This is a genomic window from Metabacillus arenae, assembly GCF_014773385.1.
Taxonomy (GTDB): Bacteria; Bacillota; Bacilli; order Bacillales; family Bacillaceae; genus Metabacillus_D; species Metabacillus_D arenae.
This window is the reverse complement of record NZ_JACXAI010000036.1, coordinates 31,483-53,035: the sequence shown is the minus strand read 5'-3', so window position 1 is coordinate 53,035 and position 21,553 is coordinate 31,483. Positions and strand designations below refer to the sequence as shown.

Annotated in this window: 22 protein-coding genes and 2 other annotated features; all 22 genes read left to right on the top strand. The window is 40.3% G+C overall.

The window, feature by feature from the left end; genetic code table 11:
* The first annotated feature begins 6 nt into the window (after positions 1-6).
* The 22 genes from ispD to rpsG all read left to right on the top strand — a co-directional run bounded on the left by ispD (position 7) and on the right by rpsG (position 21,538).
* The gene (gene ispD / locus IC621_RS21545) at positions 7-699 is read left to right on the top strand and encodes a 2-C-methyl-D-erythritol 4-phosphate cytidylyltransferase (RefSeq protein WP_191161329.1); all 693 of its coding nucleotides are present in this window, start codon (positions 7-9) and stop codon (positions 697-699) included.
* Positions 696-1,172, top strand: a complete 477-nt coding sequence (gene ispF, locus IC621_RS21540) for a 2-C-methyl-D-erythritol 2,4-cyclodiphosphate synthase (RefSeq protein ID WP_191161327.1) — start codon at positions 696-698, stop codon at positions 1,170-1,172. The genes ispD and ispF overlap by 4 nt, the downstream gene beginning before the upstream one ends.
* Positions 1,173-1,300: 128 nt before the next feature.
* Complete coding sequence (gene gltX / locus IC621_RS21535; protein ID WP_191161325.1) at positions 1,301-2,755, top strand: glutamate--tRNA ligase; 1,455 nt, start codon at positions 1,301-1,303, stop codon at positions 2,753-2,755.
* 48 nt (positions 2,756-2,803) lie between these two features.
* Positions 2,804-3,033 (top strand) — a binding site (T-box leader).
* A gap of 258 nt (positions 3,034-3,291) precedes the next feature.
* Positions 3,292-3,957, top strand: coding sequence for a serine O-acetyltransferase (cysE, locus tag IC621_RS21530; RefSeq protein WP_191161323.1), 666 nt, complete (start codon positions 3,292-3,294; stop codon positions 3,955-3,957).
* A complete protein-coding gene (cysS, locus tag IC621_RS21525; RefSeq protein ID WP_191161320.1) occupies positions 3,938-5,335 on the top strand; it encodes a cysteine--tRNA ligase in 1,398 nt (465 codons plus the stop codon). Before cysE ends, cysS begins: the two co-directional genes overlap by 20 nt.
* Before the next feature lie 4 nt (positions 5,336-5,339).
* Entirely contained in the window at positions 5,340-5,759 is a 420-nt protein-coding gene (locus IC621_RS21520) for a Mini-ribonuclease 3 (protein WP_191161318.1), read from the top strand.
* A complete protein-coding gene (gene rlmB / locus IC621_RS21515) occupies positions 5,759-6,502 on the top strand; it encodes a 23S rRNA (guanosine(2251)-2'-O)-methyltransferase RlmB (RefSeq protein WP_191161316.1) in 744 nt (247 codons plus the stop codon). Before IC621_RS21520 ends, rlmB begins: the two co-directional genes overlap by 1 nt.
* Before the next feature lie 3 nt (positions 6,503-6,505).
* Positions 6,506-7,018, top strand: a complete 513-nt coding sequence (locus IC621_RS21510; protein ID WP_191161313.1) for an NYN domain-containing protein — start codon at positions 6,506-6,508, stop codon at positions 7,016-7,018.
* Between the two features lie 67 nt (positions 7,019-7,085).
* Positions 7,086-7,742, top strand: a complete 657-nt coding sequence (gene sigH / locus IC621_RS21505) for an RNA polymerase sporulation sigma factor SigH (RefSeq protein WP_191161311.1) — start codon at positions 7,086-7,088, stop codon at positions 7,740-7,742.
* 83 nt (positions 7,743-7,825) lie between these two features.
* Complete coding sequence (gene rpmG, locus IC621_RS21500; protein ID WP_191161309.1) at positions 7,826-7,972, top strand: 50S ribosomal protein L33; 147 nt, start codon at positions 7,826-7,828, stop codon at positions 7,970-7,972.
* Between the two features lie 50 nt (positions 7,973-8,022).
* Positions 8,023-8,205 (top strand): preprotein translocase subunit SecE, encoded by a 183-nt coding sequence (gene secE / locus IC621_RS21495; protein ID WP_191161307.1) that lies wholly within the window; start codon positions 8,023-8,025, stop codon positions 8,203-8,205.
* Positions 8,206-8,448: 243 nt separating this feature from the next.
* A complete protein-coding gene (gene nusG, locus IC621_RS21490; RefSeq protein ID WP_191161305.1) occupies positions 8,449-8,982 on the top strand; it encodes a transcription termination/antitermination protein NusG in 534 nt (177 codons plus the stop codon).
* Positions 8,983-9,156: 174 nt separating this feature from the next.
* A complete protein-coding gene (gene rplK / locus IC621_RS21485) occupies positions 9,157-9,582 on the top strand; it encodes a 50S ribosomal protein L11 (protein WP_191161303.1) in 426 nt (141 codons plus the stop codon).
* A 243-nt stretch (positions 9,583-9,825) separates the two neighbouring features.
* A complete protein-coding gene (gene rplA / locus IC621_RS21480; protein ID WP_191161301.1) occupies positions 9,826-10,524 on the top strand; it encodes a 50S ribosomal protein L1 in 699 nt (232 codons plus the stop codon).
* 48 nt (positions 10,525-10,572) lie between these two features.
* Positions 10,573-10,717: a sequence feature (ribosomal protein L10 leader region), on the top strand.
* 59 nt (positions 10,718-10,776) lie between these two features.
* A complete protein-coding gene (gene rplJ / locus IC621_RS21475) occupies positions 10,777-11,280 on the top strand; it encodes a 50S ribosomal protein L10 (RefSeq protein WP_191161299.1) in 504 nt (167 codons plus the stop codon).
* Between the two features lie 71 nt (positions 11,281-11,351).
* Positions 11,352-11,717, top strand: coding sequence for a 50S ribosomal protein L7/L12 (rplL, locus tag IC621_RS21470; protein ID WP_191161298.1), 366 nt, complete (start codon positions 11,352-11,354; stop codon positions 11,715-11,717).
* A gap of 250 nt (positions 11,718-11,967) precedes the next feature.
* Positions 11,968-12,570, top strand: a complete 603-nt coding sequence (locus IC621_RS21465; protein ID WP_191161296.1) for a class I SAM-dependent methyltransferase — start codon at positions 11,968-11,970, stop codon at positions 12,568-12,570.
* 247 nt (positions 12,571-12,817) lie between these two features.
* Entirely contained in the window at positions 12,818-16,393 is a 3,576-nt protein-coding gene (gene rpoB / locus IC621_RS21460; protein WP_191161294.1) for a DNA-directed RNA polymerase subunit beta, read from the top strand.
* Between the two features lie 127 nt (positions 16,394-16,520).
* A complete protein-coding gene (gene rpoC / locus IC621_RS21455; RefSeq protein ID WP_191161292.1) occupies positions 16,521-20,129 on the top strand; it encodes a DNA-directed RNA polymerase subunit beta' in 3,609 nt (1,202 codons plus the stop codon).
* A 116-nt stretch (positions 20,130-20,245) separates the two neighbouring features.
* Positions 20,246-20,497: a 50S ribosomal protein L7ae-like protein gene (locus IC621_RS21450; RefSeq protein WP_191161290.1), complete on the top strand. Its 252-nt coding sequence runs from the start codon at positions 20,246-20,248 to the stop codon at positions 20,495-20,497.
* Positions 20,498-20,604: 107 nt separating this feature from the next.
* Positions 20,605-21,024, top strand: a complete 420-nt coding sequence (gene rpsL / locus IC621_RS21445) for a 30S ribosomal protein S12 (RefSeq protein WP_191161288.1) — start codon at positions 20,605-20,607, stop codon at positions 21,022-21,024.
* 43 nt (positions 21,025-21,067) lie between these two features.
* A complete protein-coding gene (gene rpsG, locus IC621_RS21440) occupies positions 21,068-21,538 on the top strand; it encodes a 30S ribosomal protein S7 (protein WP_191161286.1) in 471 nt (156 codons plus the stop codon).
* The last annotated feature ends 15 nt before the right edge of the window (positions 21,539-21,553 follow it).

Sequence of the window (21,553 nt, the reverse complement as noted above, 5' to 3'; positions counted from 1 at the left end):
CTAGCTATGAAGTACCAAGTCGTTATACCGGCTGCTGGTCAGGGAAAACGTATGAATGCTGGGAAAAACAAGCAATTCATTGAATTGAAAAAAATCCCTGTTATTGTTCATACATTACGCGTGTTTGAGCATGATCCAGATTGTAATGGTATTATTCTTGTGATTAATAAAGATGATAAACCCGAGTTTATAAAGCTTATTGATACGTATCGTATGAAAAAAAAAGTTCAGCTTATACAAGGCGGAGCCGAACGGCAGCATAGTGTATACAATGGTCTTAAATCTGCTAAAGGTGAAGAAATTGTGTTAATTCATGATGGTGCCCGGCCTTTCGTCAAGCAAGAGCGCATACAGGAACTTGTTCAAGCTGCATATGAGCACGGAGCGGCAACAGTTGCTGTTCCTGTAAAAGACACGATTAAACGAGTTTATGAATATGAAGTGTCTGAGACGGTGGAACGATCAAGCTTGTGGGCAATTCAGACCCCACAAGCTTTTCGTCTTTCTCTTATTCTACACGCTCATCGAAAGGCAGCAGAGGAAAGCTTTTTAGGCACAGATGACTGCAGCTTGGTAGAAAGATTGAACGAAAAAGTGAAAATTATAACCGGTGACTATACAAACATTAAACTGACAACACCTGATGATCTGCTCATCGCAAAAGCTATCATGGAAAGTGAAAGAGGGGAAACAAAATGATTCGAATTGGACAAGGCTTTGATGTACATCAGCTTGTAGAAGGCAGGCCGTTGATCATTGGGGGTATCGAAATTCCTTATGAGAAAGGTTTATTAGGTCATTCTGATGCAGACGTTCTTTTGCATACAGTAGCAGATGCTTGTCTAGGCGCAATTGCGGCCTGCGACATTGGAAAACATTTTCCTGATACAGATCCAGCGTTTAAGGATGCTGACTCGGCAAAGCTGCTGAATCATGTATGGAGCCTTGTAAAAAAGCAAGGATACCAATTAGGGAATATAGATTGCACCATTATTGCCCAAAAACCAAAAATGGCCCCATATATAGAGGAAATGAGGTCCCGGATCGCGGATTTACTTGAAGGTGAAATATCTCAGGTAAATGTTAAAGCAACAACAACCGAAAAATTGGGCTTTACCGGACGACAAGAAGGAATTGCAGCCCAAGCCGTTGTTCTCCTGCAAAACGGCTAAGGCGCTTAACATTCAGCCAGTTCAAGGAATTCTGGACTGATCCCTTTCTGCTTTGAAGGGTCACTATTTAAGTGGTAAAATAACGTAGACTAAAGGATGAGACAATCGTTTAATTGGAGGTCAGGTTTATGTCAAATGATGTAAGAGTGCGCTATGCACCAAGTCCGACCGGACATTTACATATTGGAAATGCACGTACGGCTTTATTCAATTACTTATTTGCAAGAAGTCAAGGCGGAAAGTTTATTATCCGCATTGAAGATACAGATAAAAAACGTAATATTGAAGGCGGCGAGCAAAGTCAGCTAAACTACTTAAAGTGGCTGGGAATTGATTGGGATGAGAGTGTAGATGTTGGCGGAGAATACGGCCCATACCGTCAATCCGAACGAAACGATATTTATAAAAAGCTTTATAATGACCTACTAGATAATGAGTTAGCTTATAAATGCTATTGTACTGAGGAAGAACTAGAAAAAGAACGTGAAGAACAAATTGCACGCAGTGAAATGCCTCGTTACTCCGGCAAATGTGCAAACCTAACAGAGGAAGAGCAAGAAGCGTTAGAAAAAGAAGGCCGCAAGCCAAGCATTCGTTTTAGAGTTCCTGCGGGAAAAGTATACAAGTTTGATGACATCGTAAAAGAAGAAATTACCTTTGAAGCTGACGGAATTGGTGATTTTGTCATTGTGAAGAAGGATGGTACACCAACATACAATTTTGCTGTTGCCGTTGATGATCACATGATGAAAATTACACATATTCTGCGTGGAGAAGACCATATTTCCAACACACCAAAACAAATGATGATCTTTGAAGCATTTGGCTGGGAAATACCAGTATTTGGTCATATGACGCTTATTGTAAATGAAAACCGCAAAAAATTAAGCAAGCGTGACGAATCCATTATTCAATTTATTGAACAATATGAAGCTTTAGGGTATTTGCCTGAGGCACTCTTTAACTTCATCGGGATGCTTGGCTGGTCTCCTGTTGGCGAAGAAGAAATCTTTACAAAGAATGAATTTATTGAAATCTTTGATGCAAAAAGGTTATCTAAATCCCCAGCAGTATTTGATTCTCAAAAGCTGAAATGGCTGAACAATCAATATTTAAAAAACCTTGACCTAAATACTGTAACAGAGCTTGCGTTGCCTCATTTAATTAAAGCAGGTAAGCTTCGTGAGGATATGACTCAGGAAGAAAAAGCATGGGCGCACACGTTGATTGGTCTTTATCAGGAGCAATTAAGCTACGGTGCAGAAATTGTTGAACTAACGGAGTTGTTTTTCAAAGAAGAAATTGATTATAATCGTGAAGCAAGAAGTGTATTAGAAGAAGAGCAAGTTCCAGAGGTATTAATGGCATTTGCACAGGAACTATCGAATTTAGAAGAGTATACTGCTGCCAATATTAAAGGAGCTATAAAAGCGGTCCAAAAATCTACAGGTCAAAAAGGCAAAAAACTTTTTATGCCGATTCGTGTAGCAACAACAGGCCAAACTCATGGTCCTGAATTGCCGCAGGCAATTGAGCTTCTTGGCAAGGAAACAGTATTAGTCCGTTTAAATAGTTTAATTTAGAGTTAACTTTTTGCTTAAAATGTAATATAGTAAGAGTAAATTCATTTCGAAAAAACGTTGAGAAGGATAAGTAAAAAGTGTGAGTCCTTGCCAGAGAGAACCTTCACCGTCTGAGAAAGGTTTAGGTGACAGCATTTTTGAAATGCCCCTTCAAGTCTTGTAGCGAACAATTAGAGTAGCTACAGGCGGATGCTCTCCGTTAAAGGAGCCTAAAGTTGAGGCTGGATTTTTTGTCCGGCTTAAACAGAGTGGAACCGCGCATAAAAAGCGTCTCTGTATTCTAATGCAGAGGCGCTTTTTTATATTTCCAAATAGTTTAAGTTGATTAAAGTGATAATGTGTTAAAGAAAGCTGTCGTGGTCTAGCTGTACCGCTTAGCCCCCTGAGGTCACAAGCCAAGCTTCAAAGAAAGGAAAAAACGCCTTTCTATGAAGCTAGCCCGAGTGCTTGTTGCCGAAGGACTCGCGCCTTGCGCTTTTTGTTCTATGGAAAAATAAAACTCAGGCTTAAGAGGTAGACGATTGGAGGGAAATCGGGTGTTTAAAACATTGAAGGAAGATATCGATGTAGTGTTTGAACAAGATCCGGCTGCAAGAAGTTATTTTGAAGTAATCTCAACCTATTCAGGGTTACATGCCATTTGGGCACACCGATTAGCCCATGCTTTTTATAAAAAGAAGCTATTTTATATAGCAAGAGTTATTTCTCAGGTCAGCCGTTTTTTTACAGGAATTGAAATCCACCCAGGGGCAAAAATAGGAAGAAAATTCTTTATTGACCACGGAATGGGCGTGGTAATTGGGGAAACCTGCGAAATTGGTGACAATGTGACCGTTTTCCAAGGTGTTACATTAGGAGGAACAGGTAAAGAAAAAGGTAAGCGGCACCCTACGATTAAAGACAATGCCCTTATTGCTACCGGAGCAAAAGTGCTAGGATCCATAACAATAGGGGAAAACTCTAAAATAGGCGCAGGTTCTGTTGTATTGCATGAGGTGCCGGACCATTCGACTGTTGTGGGGATCCCAGGAAGAGTCGTTATTAAAAATGGAGAACGAGTAAAAAAAGACCTTAACCACCGAGATCTCCCGGATCCAGTTGCTGACCGCTTCAAGCAGCTGGAGGAAGAGGTAGCCCGGTTAAAGCAAGATTTGGAGGAAGTAAAAGAAGGGAAGATGCAAAGTGGCAATAAAGCTTTATAATACCTTAACAAGAAAGAAAGAGATTTTCGAACCGATCGAAGCAGGAAAAGTAAAAATGTATGTGTGCGGACCGACTGTTTATAATTATATTCATATCGGAAATGCAAGACCTGCAATTGTGTTTGATACAATTAGACGATATTTAGAATATAGAGAGTATGAAGTGCAATTTGTTTCAAATTTCACAGATGTAGACGATAAGCTAATTAAAGCCGCAAAGGAATTGGGAACAGATGTTTCTTCTGTTGCTGAGCGTTTTATTGGTGCTTATTTTGAAGATGTCGCATCATTAGGCTGCAAAACAGCCGATATTCACCCGAGGGTGACAGAAAACATGGATAGTATCATTGAATTTATTGATAAATTGATTGAGAAGGGCTATGCCTATGAAGCTGAAGGTGATGTCTATTATAAGACCCGGTCTTTTGGAGAATACGGCAAGCTTTCCCATCAGTCAATTGATGACCTGCGCTCGGGGGCGAGAATTGAAGTAGGGGAAAAGAAAAAGGATTCCCTTGATTTCGTTTTATGGAAAGCTGCAAAAGAAGGAGAAATCTCCTGGGATAGCCCATGGGGAAGAGGCCGGCCGGGCTGGCACATCGAATGCTCGGCAATGGCCAAAAAGTATTTGGGGGATACAATTGATATCCACGCTGGCGGGCAGGACTTAACCTTTCCCCACCATGAGAATGAGATAGCCCAAACAGAAGCATTGACAGAGAAACCATTTGCAAAATATTGGATTCATAATGGCTACATCAATATTAACAATGAAAAGATGTCCAAATCCCTAGGGAATTTTGTATTAGTTCATGACATTGTAAAGCACCACGATCCTCAAGTATTAAGATTTTTTATGCTTTCTGTTCATTATCGCCATCCAATTAATTACTCAGATGAATTATTGGAAAGTACAAGGAATGCTTTTGACCGATTGAAAACATCGTATACAAACTTAAAGCATCGAGTTGAAAGCAGCACAAACTTAACATCAAACAATGAGGAATGGACACGCAAAATTAACGAATTTCGTGAACAGTTCGTTAAAGAAATGGACGATGATTTCAATACAGCTAATGCTATTTCCATTCTCTTTGAACTGTCTAAACTGGCGAACTATTACTTGCAGGAAAAAAATACAGCTGAAGTCGTTATTCAGGCGTTTGTGGAAGCTTTTGATGAGCTTGCAGAGATTCTTGGATTATCTTTTAAGCAAACAGAATTATTGGATGAGGAAATTGAGATCATGATCCAGCAGCGCATTCAAGCTAGAAAGGATCGGAATTTTGCACTTTCTGATGAGATCCGCGACAAACTAAAAGAGATGAATATTATTTTAGAAGACACGCCTCAAGGCATTAGATGGAAAAGAGGCTAAATGGATGTTAGATTTAGTAAATATTAAAGATTCAAAACAGCTAAACAGCTTAGCGATAGCCTACATTGGTGATGCGGTTTTTGAAGTTTTTGTCCGTCATCACCTCCTTGCGAAAGGAAATGTCCGGCCAAATCAATTGCACAAGCTTTCTAAGCAGTACGTGTCTGCAAAGGCTCAGGCAGTTATTTTGCACGAGTTGCTTGCAGAGGATGAATTTAATGAAGAAGAAGTGGCTGTTATCAAGAGAGGCAGAAACGCGAAGTCGGGCACGATCCCAAAAAACACAGATGTTCAAACCTATCGTTACAGCACTGCATTTGAAGCGATAGTCGGCTATCTTTTCTTGGAGAAAGAAGAAGAGCGGCTAACAGAGGTTGTTTCAAAATCAATCATGATAATTGACCGCAGGAGGGAGGAAGCATAATGAGTGAAGATTATATTGCCGGCAAAAACTCTGTTATAGAAGCCCTTAAATCAACAAGGGAAGTAAATAAGATATGGATTGCTGAAAACTCCCAAAAAGGACAAATACAGCAAATAACAAGATTAGCCAAAGACAGGGGAGTACTCATCCAGTATGTCCCAAAGAAAAAGCTTGATCAAATGACAGACGCAAACCATCAAGGTATTGTTGCTCAAGTTGCTGCTTATGAATACGCAGAAATCGATGACTTATTCAAAAAGGCAAACGTTAGAAACGAAGAACCTTTTTTCCTTATTTTGGACGAGCTCGAGGACCCGCATAATTTAGGTTCAATTATGAGAACAGCAGACGCGGCGGGAGCTCATGGTATCATTATCCCGAAGCGCAGAGCGGTAGGATTAACCGCTACTGTTGCAAAATCTTCAACTGGAGCAATTGAGTACATTCCGGTTGCAAGGGTAACTAACTTGGCAAGAGCTATTGAGGAATTAAAAGAACGTGGAGTTTGGATTGTCGGAACGGATGCAAAGGGAGCTGACGACTACAGGAATATGGACGGTAACATGGCGATCGGTCTAGTCATTGGCAGTGAAGGGAAAGGAATAGGGAGATTAATTAAAGAGAAATGTGACTTCCTTGTTAGTCTTCCTATGGCTGGGCGTGTTACGTCACTAAATGCATCTGTTGCAGCAAGTCTTTTAATGTATGAGGTCTACCGCAGACGCAATCCATTAGGAGAATAAAAGATGGAAAATATCCTGCTTGTTGATGGATATAACATCATTGGTGCTTGGCCCAAGCTGCAGCAATTAAAGAAGCATAGTCTGGCAGATGCCCGCGACAGACTAGTCCAGCAAATGGCTGAATATCAGTCCTTCACAGGTTATCGAGTGATTGTGGTGTTTGATGCCCACCTTGTAAAAGGGATTGAAAAAAAATATAAAAATTACAAGGTTGAAGTGATCTACACCAAGAAAAATGAGACAGCAGATGAAAGAATAGAGAAGCTGGCCATCTCTTTAAATAATATAAAGACCCAAGTTCATGTTGCAACCTCTGATTATACAGAACAATGGGCTATTTTTGGACAAGGCGCATTGCGTAAGTCCGCCCGCGAGTTGTTAACTGATATGGAAACAATCGAATGGAAAATCAAAAAAAAAGTTAAGAAAATTGAAGAAGAACGACCTGCTTCAAAAGTATTTTTATCCGAGGAAGTAATGAATGCTTTTGAAAAATGGAGACGAGGGCGGTCATAGAAAGGTTGACGCTTTCAAAAATTCTGCTGTATAATATTTCTATCTAGTGTGTCCCGGGGGGATCGGAGTGAGCTCACAAGTCAACAAGGTTAAAATCAACAAGGATCATTTTTCGAAATTGGAAGATGAACAAATAGTCGAGTATGTACACCAAGGGGATAGTGATGCGCTCGACTATTTAATTACGAAGTATCGTAATTTTGTACGCGCAAAGGCAAGGTCCTATTTTCTTATTGGAGCAGATCGCGAAGATATTATACAAGAAGGGATGATTGGCTTGTATAAAGCTATTCGTGATTTTAAAGAGGACAAGCTTACATCTTTTAAAGCCTTTGCCGAACTATGTATTACCCGCCAAATTATTACCGCTATTAAAACTGCTACCCGTCAAAAACACATTCCGCTAAATTCTTATGTTTCATTGGACAAGCCTATTTATGATGAAGAATCTGATAGAACTCTCTTAGATGTTATTTCAGGAGCAAAAGTGATGGATCCGGAAGAATTGATCATCAATCAGGAAGAATTTGATGATATTGAACTTAAAATGGGGGAACTCCTTAGTGACCTTGAACGAAAAGTGTTAGTCCTTTACTTGGACGGACAATCTTATCAAGAAATTTCAGAAGAGTTAAACAGACATGTGAAGTCGATCGACAACGCCTTGCAAAGGGTAAAAAGAAAGCTTGAGAAATACTTAGAGCTTCGGGAAATCAGCATGTAAATAAATTTTAGAGCTTGTTGACATTTAAAACTTTGCTGTGATACAGTTTTATAGAAATTGATAGAGTAGCGGCAGGTGTCTTTATGAGAAAAAAAGTCATTTTAGCGTGTACGGATTGTGGAAATAGAAACTATACAACAATGAAGAATACATCATCTGCAGAGCGACTAGAAATGAAGAAATTTTGTAGAGTTTGTAATTCTCATACGATACACCGTGAAACAAAATAGATTTTGCTTTTATTTTTTATAGCTTGTTTTTAAAACTTGGAGGTAACGAAATGCAGCGTATTGGAAAATTCTTTAAAGAAGTTGCCCGTGAAATGAAGAAAGTCAGCTGGCCAAAAGGAAAAGAACTAACACGTTATACAATCACAGTGGTTTCGACTGTTATTTTCGCTGCTGTATTTTTCGCGGTTATTGATCAAGGAATTTCTTCATTAATTCGTTTAATTCTTGAATAAGAGTAGGATGCTCGTGCTATAATAGATGATATGACAAGATTAGCTGTTTTCCAAAACCCGTTTTGCGGGTTTTTTAATATTGTCAGAAATTTAAAGTAAAATAATGAGCTAACTAGTGTATGTAAGTTTTGCCGTTATCCAGCTTCAGCGCTTAGCCTTATCCTAGGCCGCTCAAGGGCGCAGGTGAGCTTTTCGTTTTAGAAAATGAGTACGGGGAGGGAAGGACAAATAGGTCCTCAATGAATGGAAAAGAATTGGTATGTTGTTCACACATATTCCGGTTATGAGAACAAGGTGAAGGCAAATCTCGAGAAGCGTGTTGAATCAATGGGCATGCAAGATAAGATTTTTCGTGTAATGGTTCCGGAGGATGAAGAAACAGATATTAAAAACGGGAAGAAAAAGGTAGTTAAAAAGAAGGTATTTCCTGGTTATGTTTTAGTAGAATTAGTGATGACGGATGATTCGTGGTATGTTGTCCGCAATACACCAGGAGTAACTGGCTTTGTAGGCTCTACTGGATCTGGGTCAAAGCCGACCCCGCTGTTGCCTGATGAAGTACAGGTCGTTTTAAAACGGATGGGTATGGAAGAGCGAAGAGTTGAAATTGACTTCGAACTAAAAGAAACAGTGAAAGTAACAGACGGGCCATTTGCAAATTTCACAGGATCAATTGAGGAATTAGACCAAGATAAACAGAAGGTCAAAGTATTAGTGAATATGTTTGGAAGGGAAACACCTGTTGAGCTTGAGTTTTCCCAAATTAACAAATTGTAATTTGAAAATAACTTGAAATAGAAGAAGAAAAGTGATAATATTTCATAAGTCAGTATGTCTCAGTAATTTGAGGCTGCAAACATTGAATTTTTTTCGATCATTCATATAAAGAATGAATTAAGAGTGGGAGGGTTATACCCGAAACCACATCACGGACTTAAGGAGGTGTGTCTCGTGGCTAAAAAAGTTATTAAGCTAGTTAAATTGCAAATCCCTGCTGGTAAAGCCAATCCAGCGCCGCCAGTTGGACCGGCATTAGGTCAAGCAGGTGTTAACATCATGGGATTCTGTAAAGAATTTAACGCGCGTACAGCAGATCAAGCTGGTTTAATTATCCCTGTTGAAATCACGGTATTTGAAGACCGTTCATTTACATTTATTACGAAAACTCCGCCTGCTGCAGTTCTATTGAAAAAAGCGGCTGGAATTGAGTCGGGTTCCGGTGAACCTAACCGTAATAAAGTAGCTACAGTTAAGCGCGATAAAGTACGCGAAATCGCGGAATCGAAAATGCCTGACTTAAACGCGGCAAGCGTTGAAGCGGCGATGCGCATGGTTGAAGGTACTGCCCGAAGCATGGGTATTGTTATCGAAGACTAATTGTTTTATGGGGGTTGCGAGTTTGGTACAATACAAGTTCGCAACCTTTATCTCTGAAATGAGATTTTTTGTAACTAGGAGTTTAGAGCAATCCGGCTGAAGTGCTTAACTCAATTCATAAAGCCGTAAAGCCCAATCATTCTAAAAAGGCAAAACCTGCCTTCTTGGGGTGTTGGACAATGAGTTCTAAGCTTTTAAGCGTGGGAGGTTATTCCGCTAAAACCACATAAGGAGGAAACAATAATGGCAAAAAGAGGTAAAAAATACGTTGAAGCGGCTAAATTAGTAGATCGTTCTCAAGTGTATGATGTAAAAGAAGCAATTGAATTAGCAAAGAAAACAAATACTGCTAAATTCGACGCAACTGTTGAGGTGGCATTTCGTTTAGGAATCGATACACGTAAAAATGACCAGCAAATCCGCGGAGCAGTTGTGCTGCCAAACGGTACTGGTAAAACTCAGCGTGTGTTAGTGTTCGCTAAAGGTGAAAAAGCGAAAGAAGCAGAAGCAGCAGGTGCTGACTTTGTTGGTGATTCTGATTATATTAACAAAATTCAACAAGGTTGGTTTGACTTTGATGTTATCGTAGCAACTCCAGATATGATGGGTGAAGTTGGTAAGCTTGGCCGTGTGTTAGGACCAAAAGGTTTAATGCCAAACCCTAAAACTGGTACTGTTACATTTGAAGTTGAGAAAGCTGTGAAAGAAATCAAAGCTGGTAAAGTAGAATATCGCGCTGACAAATCTGGAAATATTCATGTTCCAATCGGCAAGGTATCATTCGAAGATGATAAATTAATCGAAAACTTTTCTACAATCTACGAAACAATGTTGAAAGCTAAGCCAGCCTCTGCAAAAGGTACTTATGTGAAGAACGTTTCTGTTACTTCTACAATGGGACCTGGCGTAAAAGTGGACCCTTCAAGCTTTGCAGTGAAATAATAGTTGACTTCGTTTTGAAGTTTAGATATAATTACAAATGTTGTTTTTAATAAAATTTCATTTATACCGTAGACAGTAGGTGCTGACTAATTAGCTTAATTTCCTACCGAGGTGTATACTAAAGCAGTAAATGTTAATAATCTGCCTGTATATAATGCCTCCATGTCTGCATGGGGGCTTTTTATATGACTCTAAAAGGGTCAACACCGAGCGGTATAAGTGTTACACAATGATATAACAGGAGGTGTAACAATGAGCAGCGCTATTATCGATCAAAAGAAAAAAATTGTAGACGAAATCTCTGCGAAATTCAGTGATAGTAAATCGACGGTGATCGTTGACTACCGTGGTTTAAACGTTGCTGAAGTAACTGAATTACGTAAAAAATTACGTGAAGCAGGAGTTGAGATTCGTGTTTACAAAAACACAATGACTCGCCGTGCTGTTGCGAAAGCTGAACTTAGCGGTCTTGATGAGGCTTTAACTGGACCAAATGCCATTGCATTTAGTAATGAAGACGTTGTAGCTCCAGCAAAAATTATCAACGATTTCGCAAAGGACCATGAAGCATTAGAAATTAAAGCTGGTGTAATCGAAGGGAACATCGCAACTGTAGAAGATATTAAAGCTCTTGCAGAACTTCCATCACGCGAAGGTTTACTTTCTATGTTGCTTAGCGTTCTTCAAGCTCCAATGCGTAACTTTGCTCTTGCAACAAAAGCTGTTGCTGATCAAAAAGAAGAACAAGGTGCTTAATTTATAACCCTTGCTTAATATCGGATTTCATTATGATGTAAAAACAAAAGGAAAATAAGGAGGAAAACATAATGACTAAAGAACAAATTATCGATGCAATTAAAGAAATGACAGTTCTTGATTTAAATGACTTAGTAAAAGCAATTGAAGAAGAATTTGGTGTAACTGCTGCTGCTCCTGTTGCGGTTGCTGGGGGAGCTGCTGGTGGCGAAGCTGCTGCAGAACAAACTGAATTCGACGTAATTCTTGAAGCTGCTGGCGGACAAAAAATCAAAGTTATCAAAGCGGTTCGTGAAATTACTGGTCTTGGCTTAAAAGAAGCTAAAGAATTGGTTGATAACACTCCAAAACCAATTAAAGAAGGAATTGCTAAAGAGGAAGCTGAAGAACTTAAAGCTAAGCTTGAAGAAGTTGGCGCTTCTGTAGAAGTTAAGTAATAATCGGATGAACATCAGAAAAAAGCCCGCTGCTAACTAGCGGGCTTTTTCTTTTAAAAGGTAAGAAGTTGTAAGTTCTGTACTATTGTCTTTAAGCTCAGGTGTTGAACTTGATTCATATGGCCATAATACAAGGGCTGCTTTTTTGTTATTTTCATTTTTGTGCTCATCCTAAACATTCAAGGGACTATGAGGTTTGGTTATATTTGCAAAATGATTGGCAATACTCCTACTAAAGAGGTGGGCTGAAATGAACGATCATTATTATTCGGAAAAACCAAGAGTTGAAAGTGAACGGAAAACCTGGACTTATCAATTGAAAGGGAATACTTTTACCTTTCATAGTGATAAAGGGGTTTTTTCAAAAAACGAGGTAGACTTTGGTTCAAAATTATTAATTGAAACGTTCCAAATGCCAGAGATCGAAGGGCCAATCTTAGATATTGGCTGTGGTTATGGGCCGATCGGCCTTTCTTTAGCGAAAGAATATCCTGCCATTAAAGTGGATATGGTAGATATCAATGAAAGAGCTGTTGAACTTTCTAAAGAGAATGCTAAAGTAAATAGAATTGAAAATGTACAAGTTTTTCAGAGTTACTTATTCGAAGAAATATCGAAAAAGAAATATGCAGCTATTTTAACAAACCCTCCAATACGGGCTGGCAAAAAGGTTGTTCACGAAATTTTTGAAAAGAGTTATACGCACTTGTATTCGGGAGGGGAACTTTGGGTTGTTATCCAAAAGAAGCAAGGCGCTCCTTCTGCGATAGAAAAACTGAACGAACTCTATTCGGAAGCTGACGTAATAGAGAAGAAAAAAGGTTACTATATTATCTGTGCAAAAAAATATTGACTTGAAATTTTTTGTATGTTAATATTATAAAATGCCAATATGTTAATATTGAATAAGTGTCGTAAAAACAGTTTTTCCATGTATAAAATTGCCATCTTTGGAAAGACTTATAAAATCTATAATGGCAATCCTATGTGGTTTTCTATTAAAGAAACCCTTTTTCTTTTGCCTTGTAAAAATATTATTGCTAGGTGGCAGCTTAATATTTTTTACACATATATTACGCATGATTTGAGGGGTGAATCAGTTGACAGGTCAACTTGTTCAGTATGGACGACACCGCCAACGCAGAAGTTATGCACGTATTAGTGAAGTGTTAGAATTACCAAATCTCATTGAAATCCAAACCGCTTCTTATCAGTGGTTTCTTGATGAGGGTCTTCGGGAAATGTTCCAGGATATTTCTCCGATAGAAGACTTCACTGGTAACCTCTCACTTGAATTCATCGACTATAGCTTAGGTGATCCTAAGTACCCGGTTGAAGAGTCTAAAGAGCGGGATGTTACCTATTCTGCACCATTACGTGTAAAGGTGCGTTTGATTAACAAAGAAACAGGAGAAGTTAAAGATCAAGATGTGTTTATGGGAGATTTCCCACTTATGACTGAGACAGGCACATTTGTGATCAACGGTGCTGAGCGTGTAATTGTATCGCAGTTAGTGCGTTCACCGAGTGTATATTACAGTGGTAAAGTTGATAAAAATGGTAAGAGGGGCTTTACTGCTACTGTGATTCCAAACCGTGGCGCATGGTTAGAATACGAAACAGATGCGAAAGATGTCGTATATGTACGTATTGATCGTACTCGTAAGTTGCCAGTTACGGTTCTTTTGCGTGCTCTTGGGTTTGGCTCTGATCAAGAAATCATCGATTTATTTGGAGAAAACGAATACTTACGCAATACGCTTGATAAAGACAACACGGAAAGCTCAGAAAAAGCTTTGCTTGAAATCTATGAGCGTCTGCGCCCAGGCGAGCCTCCAACGGTTGATAATGCAAAAAGCTTATTAGAATCACGTTTCTTTGATCCGAAACGTTATGATTTAGCAAATGTAGGCCGCTATAAAATTAATAAAAAACTTCACATTAAAAATAGATTGTTTAATCAGCGTCTTGCTGAAAGTCTAGCAGACCCTGAAACAGGTGAAGTAATTGCCGAAAAAGGCACAATGATTGATAGAAGAACATTGGATAAAATTCTTCCGAATTTAGAAAACGGTGTAGGATTTAGAAAAGTTCAGCCGAATGGCGGAGTAGTAGAAGATGATGTGACATTACAATCTATCAAAATTTATTCTCCTAACGATCCTGATGGAGAACAAGTGATCAATGTAATAGGGAATGCTTATGTGGTAGAGGAAGTTAAAAATATCACACCAGCAGATATCCTTTCATCAATTAGCTATTTCTTTAATCTTCTCCACGGTGTAGGAGATACTGACGATATCGACCATCTTGGTAACCGTCGTCTTCGTTCAGTAGGGGAATTGCTTCAAAACCAATTCCGTATCGGTTTATCCAGAATGGAACGCGTAGTACGGGAAAGGATGTCTATTCAAGATACAAACACGATAACGCCACAGCAATTAATTAACATTCGCCCGGTTATTGCATCTATTAAAGAGTTTTTCGGGAGCTCCCAATTATCTCAATTTATGGATCAAACAAACCCGCTTGCGGAATTGACTCATAAACGTCGTCTTTCGGCGCTTGGTCCAGGTGGTTTAACTCGTGAACGTGCCGGATTCGAAGTCCGTGATGTTCATTATTCCCACTATGGCCGTATGTGCCCGATTGAAACGCCAGAGGGTCCGAACATCGGATTAATCAATTCGTTGTCAAGTTACGCAAAGGTGAACCGTTTTGGATTTATTGAAACACCTTATCGCAGAGTAGATCCCGAGACTGGTAAGCTGACTAGTCAAATGGATTATTTAACAGCAGATGAAGAGGATAACTATGTTGTTGCCCAGGCGAATGCGCGTCTTGGGGAAGATGGTTCGTTCTTAGACGAAGATATTATCGCTCGTTTCCGCGGGGAAAACACAGTTGTTCGCCGAGATCGCATCGATTATATGGATGTTTCTCCAAAGCAGGTAGTTTCCGCAGCAACTGCTTGTATTCCTTTCTTGGAAAATGACGACTCAAACCGCGCCTTGATGGGAGCGAACATGCAAAGGCAGGCAGTTCCTCTTATGAATCCAGAAGCGCCAATTGTTGGTACTGGAATGGAATATGTTTCAGGAAAAGACTCTGGTGCGGCAGTTATTTGCAAATATCCAGGTGTTGTTGAGCGTGTTGAAGCGAAAAATATTTGGGTTCGTCGTTATGAAGATGTAGATGGTCAAAAAGTTAAAGGTAATTTAGATAAATACAGTCTGCTTAAATTTATCCGTTCTAACCAAGGAACCTGCTACAACCAACGTCCAATCGTTAGTGTTGGAGATGAAGTAGTAAAAGGCGAAATTCTCGCTGATGGACCTTCCATGGAAAAAGGGGAATTGGCACTTGGCCGCAACGTAATGGTTGCCTTCATGACATGGGATGGCTACAACTATGAGGATGCCATCATTATGAGCGAACGCCTTGTAAAAGACGATGTCTATACATCCATTCATATTGAAGAATATGAATCAGAAGCACGTGATACTAAGCTTGGGCCAGAAGAAATTACGCGTGATATCCCGAATGTCGGCGAGGATGCACTTCGCAACTTGGATGAGCGTGGAAATATCAGAGTCGGCGCAGAAGTGAAGGATGGCGATCTGCTTGTAGGAAAAGTAACACCTAAAGGGGTTACTGAGCTGACAGCTGAAGAACGTCTCTTACATGCTATTTTCGGTGAAAAGGCTCGTGAAGTCCGCGATACATCCCTTCGTGTTCCTCATGGAGGCGGCGGAATTGTCTTAGACGTAAAGGTATTCAACCGTGAAGACGGAGATGAGCTTCCTCCTGGTGTAAATCAATTAGTACGTGCATACATCGTACAAAAACGTAAAATTTCTGAAGGGGATAAGATGGCGGGGCGCCACGGAAACAAAGGTGTTATTTCGCGTATCCTTCCTGAGGAAGACATGCCTTATCTTCCGGATGGCACACCAGTCGACATCATGTTAAATCCGCTTGGTGTACCATCACGTATGAATATCGGGCAAGTATTAGAGCTTCACCTCGGTATGGCTGCGAGAAGACTTGGATTACATGTTGCTTCTCCGGTTTTCGATGGAGCTCGTGAAGAGGATGTTTGGTCTACATTAGAAGAGGCTGGAATGGCCCGTGATGCTAAAACTGTTCTTTACGATGGACGTTCAGGCGAACCATTTGACAGCCGTGTCTCAGTGGGAATCATGTATATGATCAAGCTGGCTCACATGGTTGACGATAAATTGCATGCTCGTTCTACAGGCCCTTACTCATTGGTTACACAGCAGCCGCTTGGAGGTAAAGCCCAGTTTGGCGGACAGCGTTTTGGTGAGATGGAGGTATGGGCACTTGAAGCGTATGGTGCTGCATACACCTTGCAAGAGATCTTAACAGTTAAATCAGATGATGTAGTCGGACGTGTTAAGACATATGAAGCCATTGTAAAAGGCGAAAATGTACCAGAACCTGGGGTGCCAGAATCATTTAAAGTTTTAATTAAAGAACTTCAAAGCTTAGGTATGGATGTAAAAATTCTCTCTGATGATGAACAAGAAATTGAAATGAGAGACCTTGAAGATGATGAAGAGACTGGGCAAGCCGAAAGTCTTTCATTAACTCAGGATGAAGAACCGGATCTTGAGCTTGAAAAAGAACGAGATGTAGTAACAAAGGAATAACAGCCCGTTTTCCTGACTTAACATAGAAATGGTTCTAATAGAGGTAACACTCTATTAGAGCCGATCATTCATTGTAAACCAGCAAGCGATTTCGGTAAACCCGAAGACTATAAGGGAGGTAGGCCCCTTGCTAGATGTAAATAATTTTGAATATATGAACATCGGTCTTGCTTCACCGGACAAAATCCGCTCTTGGTCATTTGGTGAAGTTAAAAAGCCTGAAACAATTAACTATCGTACACTAAAGCCTGAGAAAGACGGATTATTCTGCGAACGTATTTTTGGACCTCAAAAAGATTGGGAGTGCCATTGCGGTAAATATAAGCGCGTTCGTTACAAAGGTGTTGTATGTGACCGCTGCGGAGTTGAAGTAACTCGAGCGAAAGTACGCCGTGAGCGAATGGGTCATATTGAACTTGCTGCTCCTGTATCTCATATTTGGTACTTCAAAGGAATTCCAAGCCGTATGGGATTAGTCCTTGATATGTCTCCTCGTGCTTTAGAAGAAGTAATCTATTTTGCTTCCTACGTAGTTACAGAAACAGGTGATACACCTTTAGAAAAGAAACAGCTGTTATCTGAAAAGGAATATCGTGCATACCGGGAGAAGTACGGCAGCACATTCCAAGCTGCAATGGGGGCAGAAGCAATTAAAAAGCTTCTTCAGGATATTGATTTGCATAAAGAAGTTGACCAATTAAAAGAAGAACTCAAAACTTCTCAAGGTCAACGTCGTACACGTGCTATCAAACGATTAGAAGTATTAGAAGCTTTTCGTAACTCTGGAAACTACCCATCATGGATGATTTTAGACGTACTCCCTGTAATTCCGCCAGAATTGCGTCCGATGGTTCAATTAGATGGCGGACGTTTTGCGACATCAGATCTTAACGATCTTTATCGTCGTGTTATTAACCGGAACAATCGTTTAAAACGTTTATTAGATCTTGGAGCGCCTAGTATAATCGTTCAAAACGAAAAGCGTATGCTTCAAGAGGCAGTTGATGCATTAATTGATAATGGCCGCCGCGGCCGTCCTGTAACAGGACCAGGTAACCGTCCATTAAAATCACTTTCCCATATGCTAAAGGGAAAGCAAGGACGTTTCCGTCAAAACTTACTTGGGAAACGTGTGGACTATTCTGGTCGTTCGGTCATCGTCGTTGGTCCTAACTTAAAAATGTACCAATGCGGTCTTCCAAAGGAAATGGCATTAGAGCTGTTCAAACCGTTTGTTATGAAGGAGCTTGTTGAAAAAGGACTTGCTCATAATATTAAAAGTGCTAAGCGTAAAATTGAGCGCGTACAGCCTGAAGTTTGGGATGTACTTGAATATGTTATTAAAGAACACCCTGTACTTCTAAACCGCGCACCTACTCTTCACAGACTAGGCATTCAAGCGTTTGAACCTACACTTGTTGAAGGGCGTGCGATCCGTCTCCATCCGCTTGTATGTACAGCATACAATGCCGATTTTGACGGCGACCAAATGGCTGTTCACGTTCCCCTTTCATCTGAAGCGCAAGCAGAAGCTCGCATTCTAATGCTTGCTGCTCAAAATATCTTAAATCCGAAAGATGGTAAACCAGTCGTGACACCATCCCAGGATATGGTATTAGGTAACTATTACTTAACGTTAGAGCGTGCAGGGGCTGTAGGAGAAGGAATGATCTTCAACGACACAAACGAAGCGTTATTAGCCTATCAGAACGGGTACGTTCATTTGCATACTCGTGTTGCGGTCCGTACGACTTCTTTAAATAACGAAACTTTTACTGATGAGCAGAAAAAACAGCTTCTTGTTACAACTGTCGGTAAACTAATTTTCAATGAAATTCTTCCAACTTCGTTCCCATATATGAACGAACCAACGAAGATGAATATTGAAGAGAAAACACCTGAAAAATTCTTTGTTGATCCTACAGTAGATGTTAAAGAATATATACAGAATCAAGAAATAATTCCGCCTTTCAAGAAGGGCATCTTAGGTAAAATCATTGCGGAAGTGTTCAAGAAATTCCATATTACCGAAACTTCAAAAATGCTTGACCGCTTAAAAGATCTAGGTTTTAAACATTCTACAAAAGCCGGTATTACGGTTGGTGTCTCAGACATTATCGTATTACGGGAAAAAGAAGAAATTATCAATGAGGCCCAGGGCAAAGTCGATAATGTTCTTAAACAATTCAGACGTGGTCTTATCACCGAAGATGAGCGATATGAAAGAGTTATTTCCATTTGGAGTGCGGCTAAAGATACGATTCAGGGCAAACTGATGGCATCTTTAGACAAAACCAATCCTATCTTCATGATGAGTGATTCAGGCGCCCGGGGTAACGCTTCTAACTTTACTCAATTAGCCGGTATGCGCGGATTGATGGCCAACCCGGCTGGTCGTATTATCGAGTTACCAATTAAATCAAGTTTCCGAGAAGGCCTAACTGTATTAGAGTACTTTATTTCTACACATGGCGCCCGTAAAGGTCTTGCTGATACGGCTCTTAAAACGGCAGACTCAGGTTACCTTACCCGCCGTCTTGTTGATGTTGCTCAGGATGTCATTATCCGTGAGGAAGACTGTGGAACAGATCGCGGAATCCTTGCTGAATCTATTAAGGATGGTACGGAGATCATTGAAAAGCTTGAAGAGCGTTTGATTGGCCGTTTTGCAAGAAAAACGATTACACATCCAGAAACGGACAGCGTGCTGGTTCGTGAAAATGAACTAATTACAGAAGATCTTGCGACAGAGATCGTTGAGTCCGGCATTGAGGAAGTGTGGATCCGTTCTGCATTTACATGTAACACCCGTCATGGGGTATGTAAAAAATGTTATGGACGAAATCTTGCTACAGGCAGTGACGTAGAAGTCGGGGAAGCAGTTGGTATTATAGCGGCACAGTCTATCGGAGAACCAGGAACACAGTTAACAATGCGTACGTTCCATACCGGTGGTGTGGCAGGAGATGATATCACTCAAGGTTTACCTCGTATCCAAGAGCTGTTTGAAGCCCGTAATCCAAAAGGTCAAGCAACTATTACTGAAATTGATGGTGTGGTATCTGAAATTAATGAGGTACGCGATAAACAACAAGAAATTGTGATCCAAGGGGCAGTAGAATCTCGAAACTATACAGCTCCTTACAACGCACGCCTCAAAGTAGCTGAAGGAGAAAAGGTTGGACGCGGACAAGAATTAACTGAAGGTTCAATTGATCCAAAAGAGCTATTAAAAGTTAAAGATATCACAGCAGTACAAGAGTACCTGCTTCGAGAAGTGCAGAAGGTTTATCGTATGCAAGGGGTAGAAATTGGTGATAAGCACGTAGAGGTTATGGTTCGCCAAATGCTTCGAAAAGTGCGTGTCCATGATGCTGGAGAGACAGACGTCTTGCCTGGTTCCTTATTGGATATTCATCAGTTTACAGATGCGAACCGAAAAGTATTGCTTGAAGGAAAGCGTCCTGCATCAGGAAGACCAGTCTTGCTTGGTATTACTAAAGCTTCTCTTGAGACAGATTCCTTCTTGTCAGCCGCATCCTTCCAGGAGACAACTCGTGTCCTAACAGATGCTGCCATTAAAGGAAAACGCGATGAATTGCTTGGACTGAAGGAAAATGTTATTATCGGGAAGCTCGTACCGGCAGGAACAGGTATGCAAAGCTACCGCAGTGTCAGAAATGTAAAGTCAGTGTCACAAATTGATGCTGTTGATGAAACAGTTACTATAGACTAATCTTTAAGAAGATGGATGTCACAGAAAAAAGCATTTTAAATATTGACATCCATCTTTTTGGATGATAATATATTCAAGGTGTCAATAAACCTGTGCTTTGGAGGATATAAAGGACTATGTCTTATGAAAAAGTATCACAGGCTCCAAGGATTATTGTTGGTACAAAGCAAACAGTTAAAGCTCTAAAAACAGAACAAGTTAAAGAGATTGTTGTTGCGGAAGATGCAGATCCGAGCGTTACCGCACAGGTTATGAATCTTGCTGCAGAATATGAGATTCCTTTAACAAAGGTCCCTTCTATGAAGAAGCTTGGTAAAGCTTGTGGAATAGAAGTTGGGGCAGCAACTGTTGCTATTCTACTATTATAAAAATGTTTTTGCCAGAAATGATTATCATGACTAGCAAAAACTTGTTTTTTGCCCAAAGATGAATCACCTGGGTATGTGGGATTAAAAATGAAGGGAGGATACTACTAATGCCTACTATTAACCAACTAGTTCGCAAGGGACGCGAAACCAAGGTTTCAAAATCTGATTCCCCTGCTTTAAACAAAGGTTATAACAGCTTCAAAAAGGAGCAAACAAACACTTCTTCACCACAAAAACGCGGCGTGTGTACTCGTGTTGGTACTATGACACCAAAGAAACCAAACTCAGCGCTGCGTAAATATGCTCGTGTACGTTTAACAAACCAAATCGAGGTAACTGCTTATATCCCTGGAATTGGCCACAACCTTCAAGAGCATAGCGTTGTTTTAATTCGCGGTGGACGTGTAAAAGACTTACCTGGAGTACGGTACCATATCGTTCGCGGTGCATTAGATACTGCTGGTGTGGATGGTCGTATGCAAGGCCGTTCTAAATACGGTACGAAGAGACCAAAAGCTAAAAAGTAATAATTAAGTAAAGATAGGATTAAGAGGAAGGGAGGAAAACTAAATGCCACGTAAAGGCCCTGTAGCAAAAAGAGATGTGTTACCAGATCCGATTCACAATTCAAAGCTTGTTACACGTTTAATCAATCGTATCATGCTTGATGGTAAAAGAGGTAAAGCCCAAACCATTCTTTACACTGCTTTCGATTTAGTTCAAGAGCGCTCTGGAAAAGATGCCATGGAGGTTTTCGAACAAGCGCTTAAGAATATCATGCCTGTACTTGAAGTTAGAGCTCGCCGTGTTGGTGGTGCTAACTATCAAGTACCTGTAGAAGTACGCCCAGATCGTCGTACGACTCTAGGACTTCGCTGGTTAGTAAACTATGCTCGTCTACGCGGTGAAAAGACCATGGAAGAGCGTTTAGCTAACGAAATTCTTGATGCAGCTAACAACACTGGAGCAGCAGTTAAGAAACGTGAAGATACTCATAAAATGGCAGAAGCAAATAAAGCATTTGCTCACTACCGCTGGTAATCTATAAACTATAAA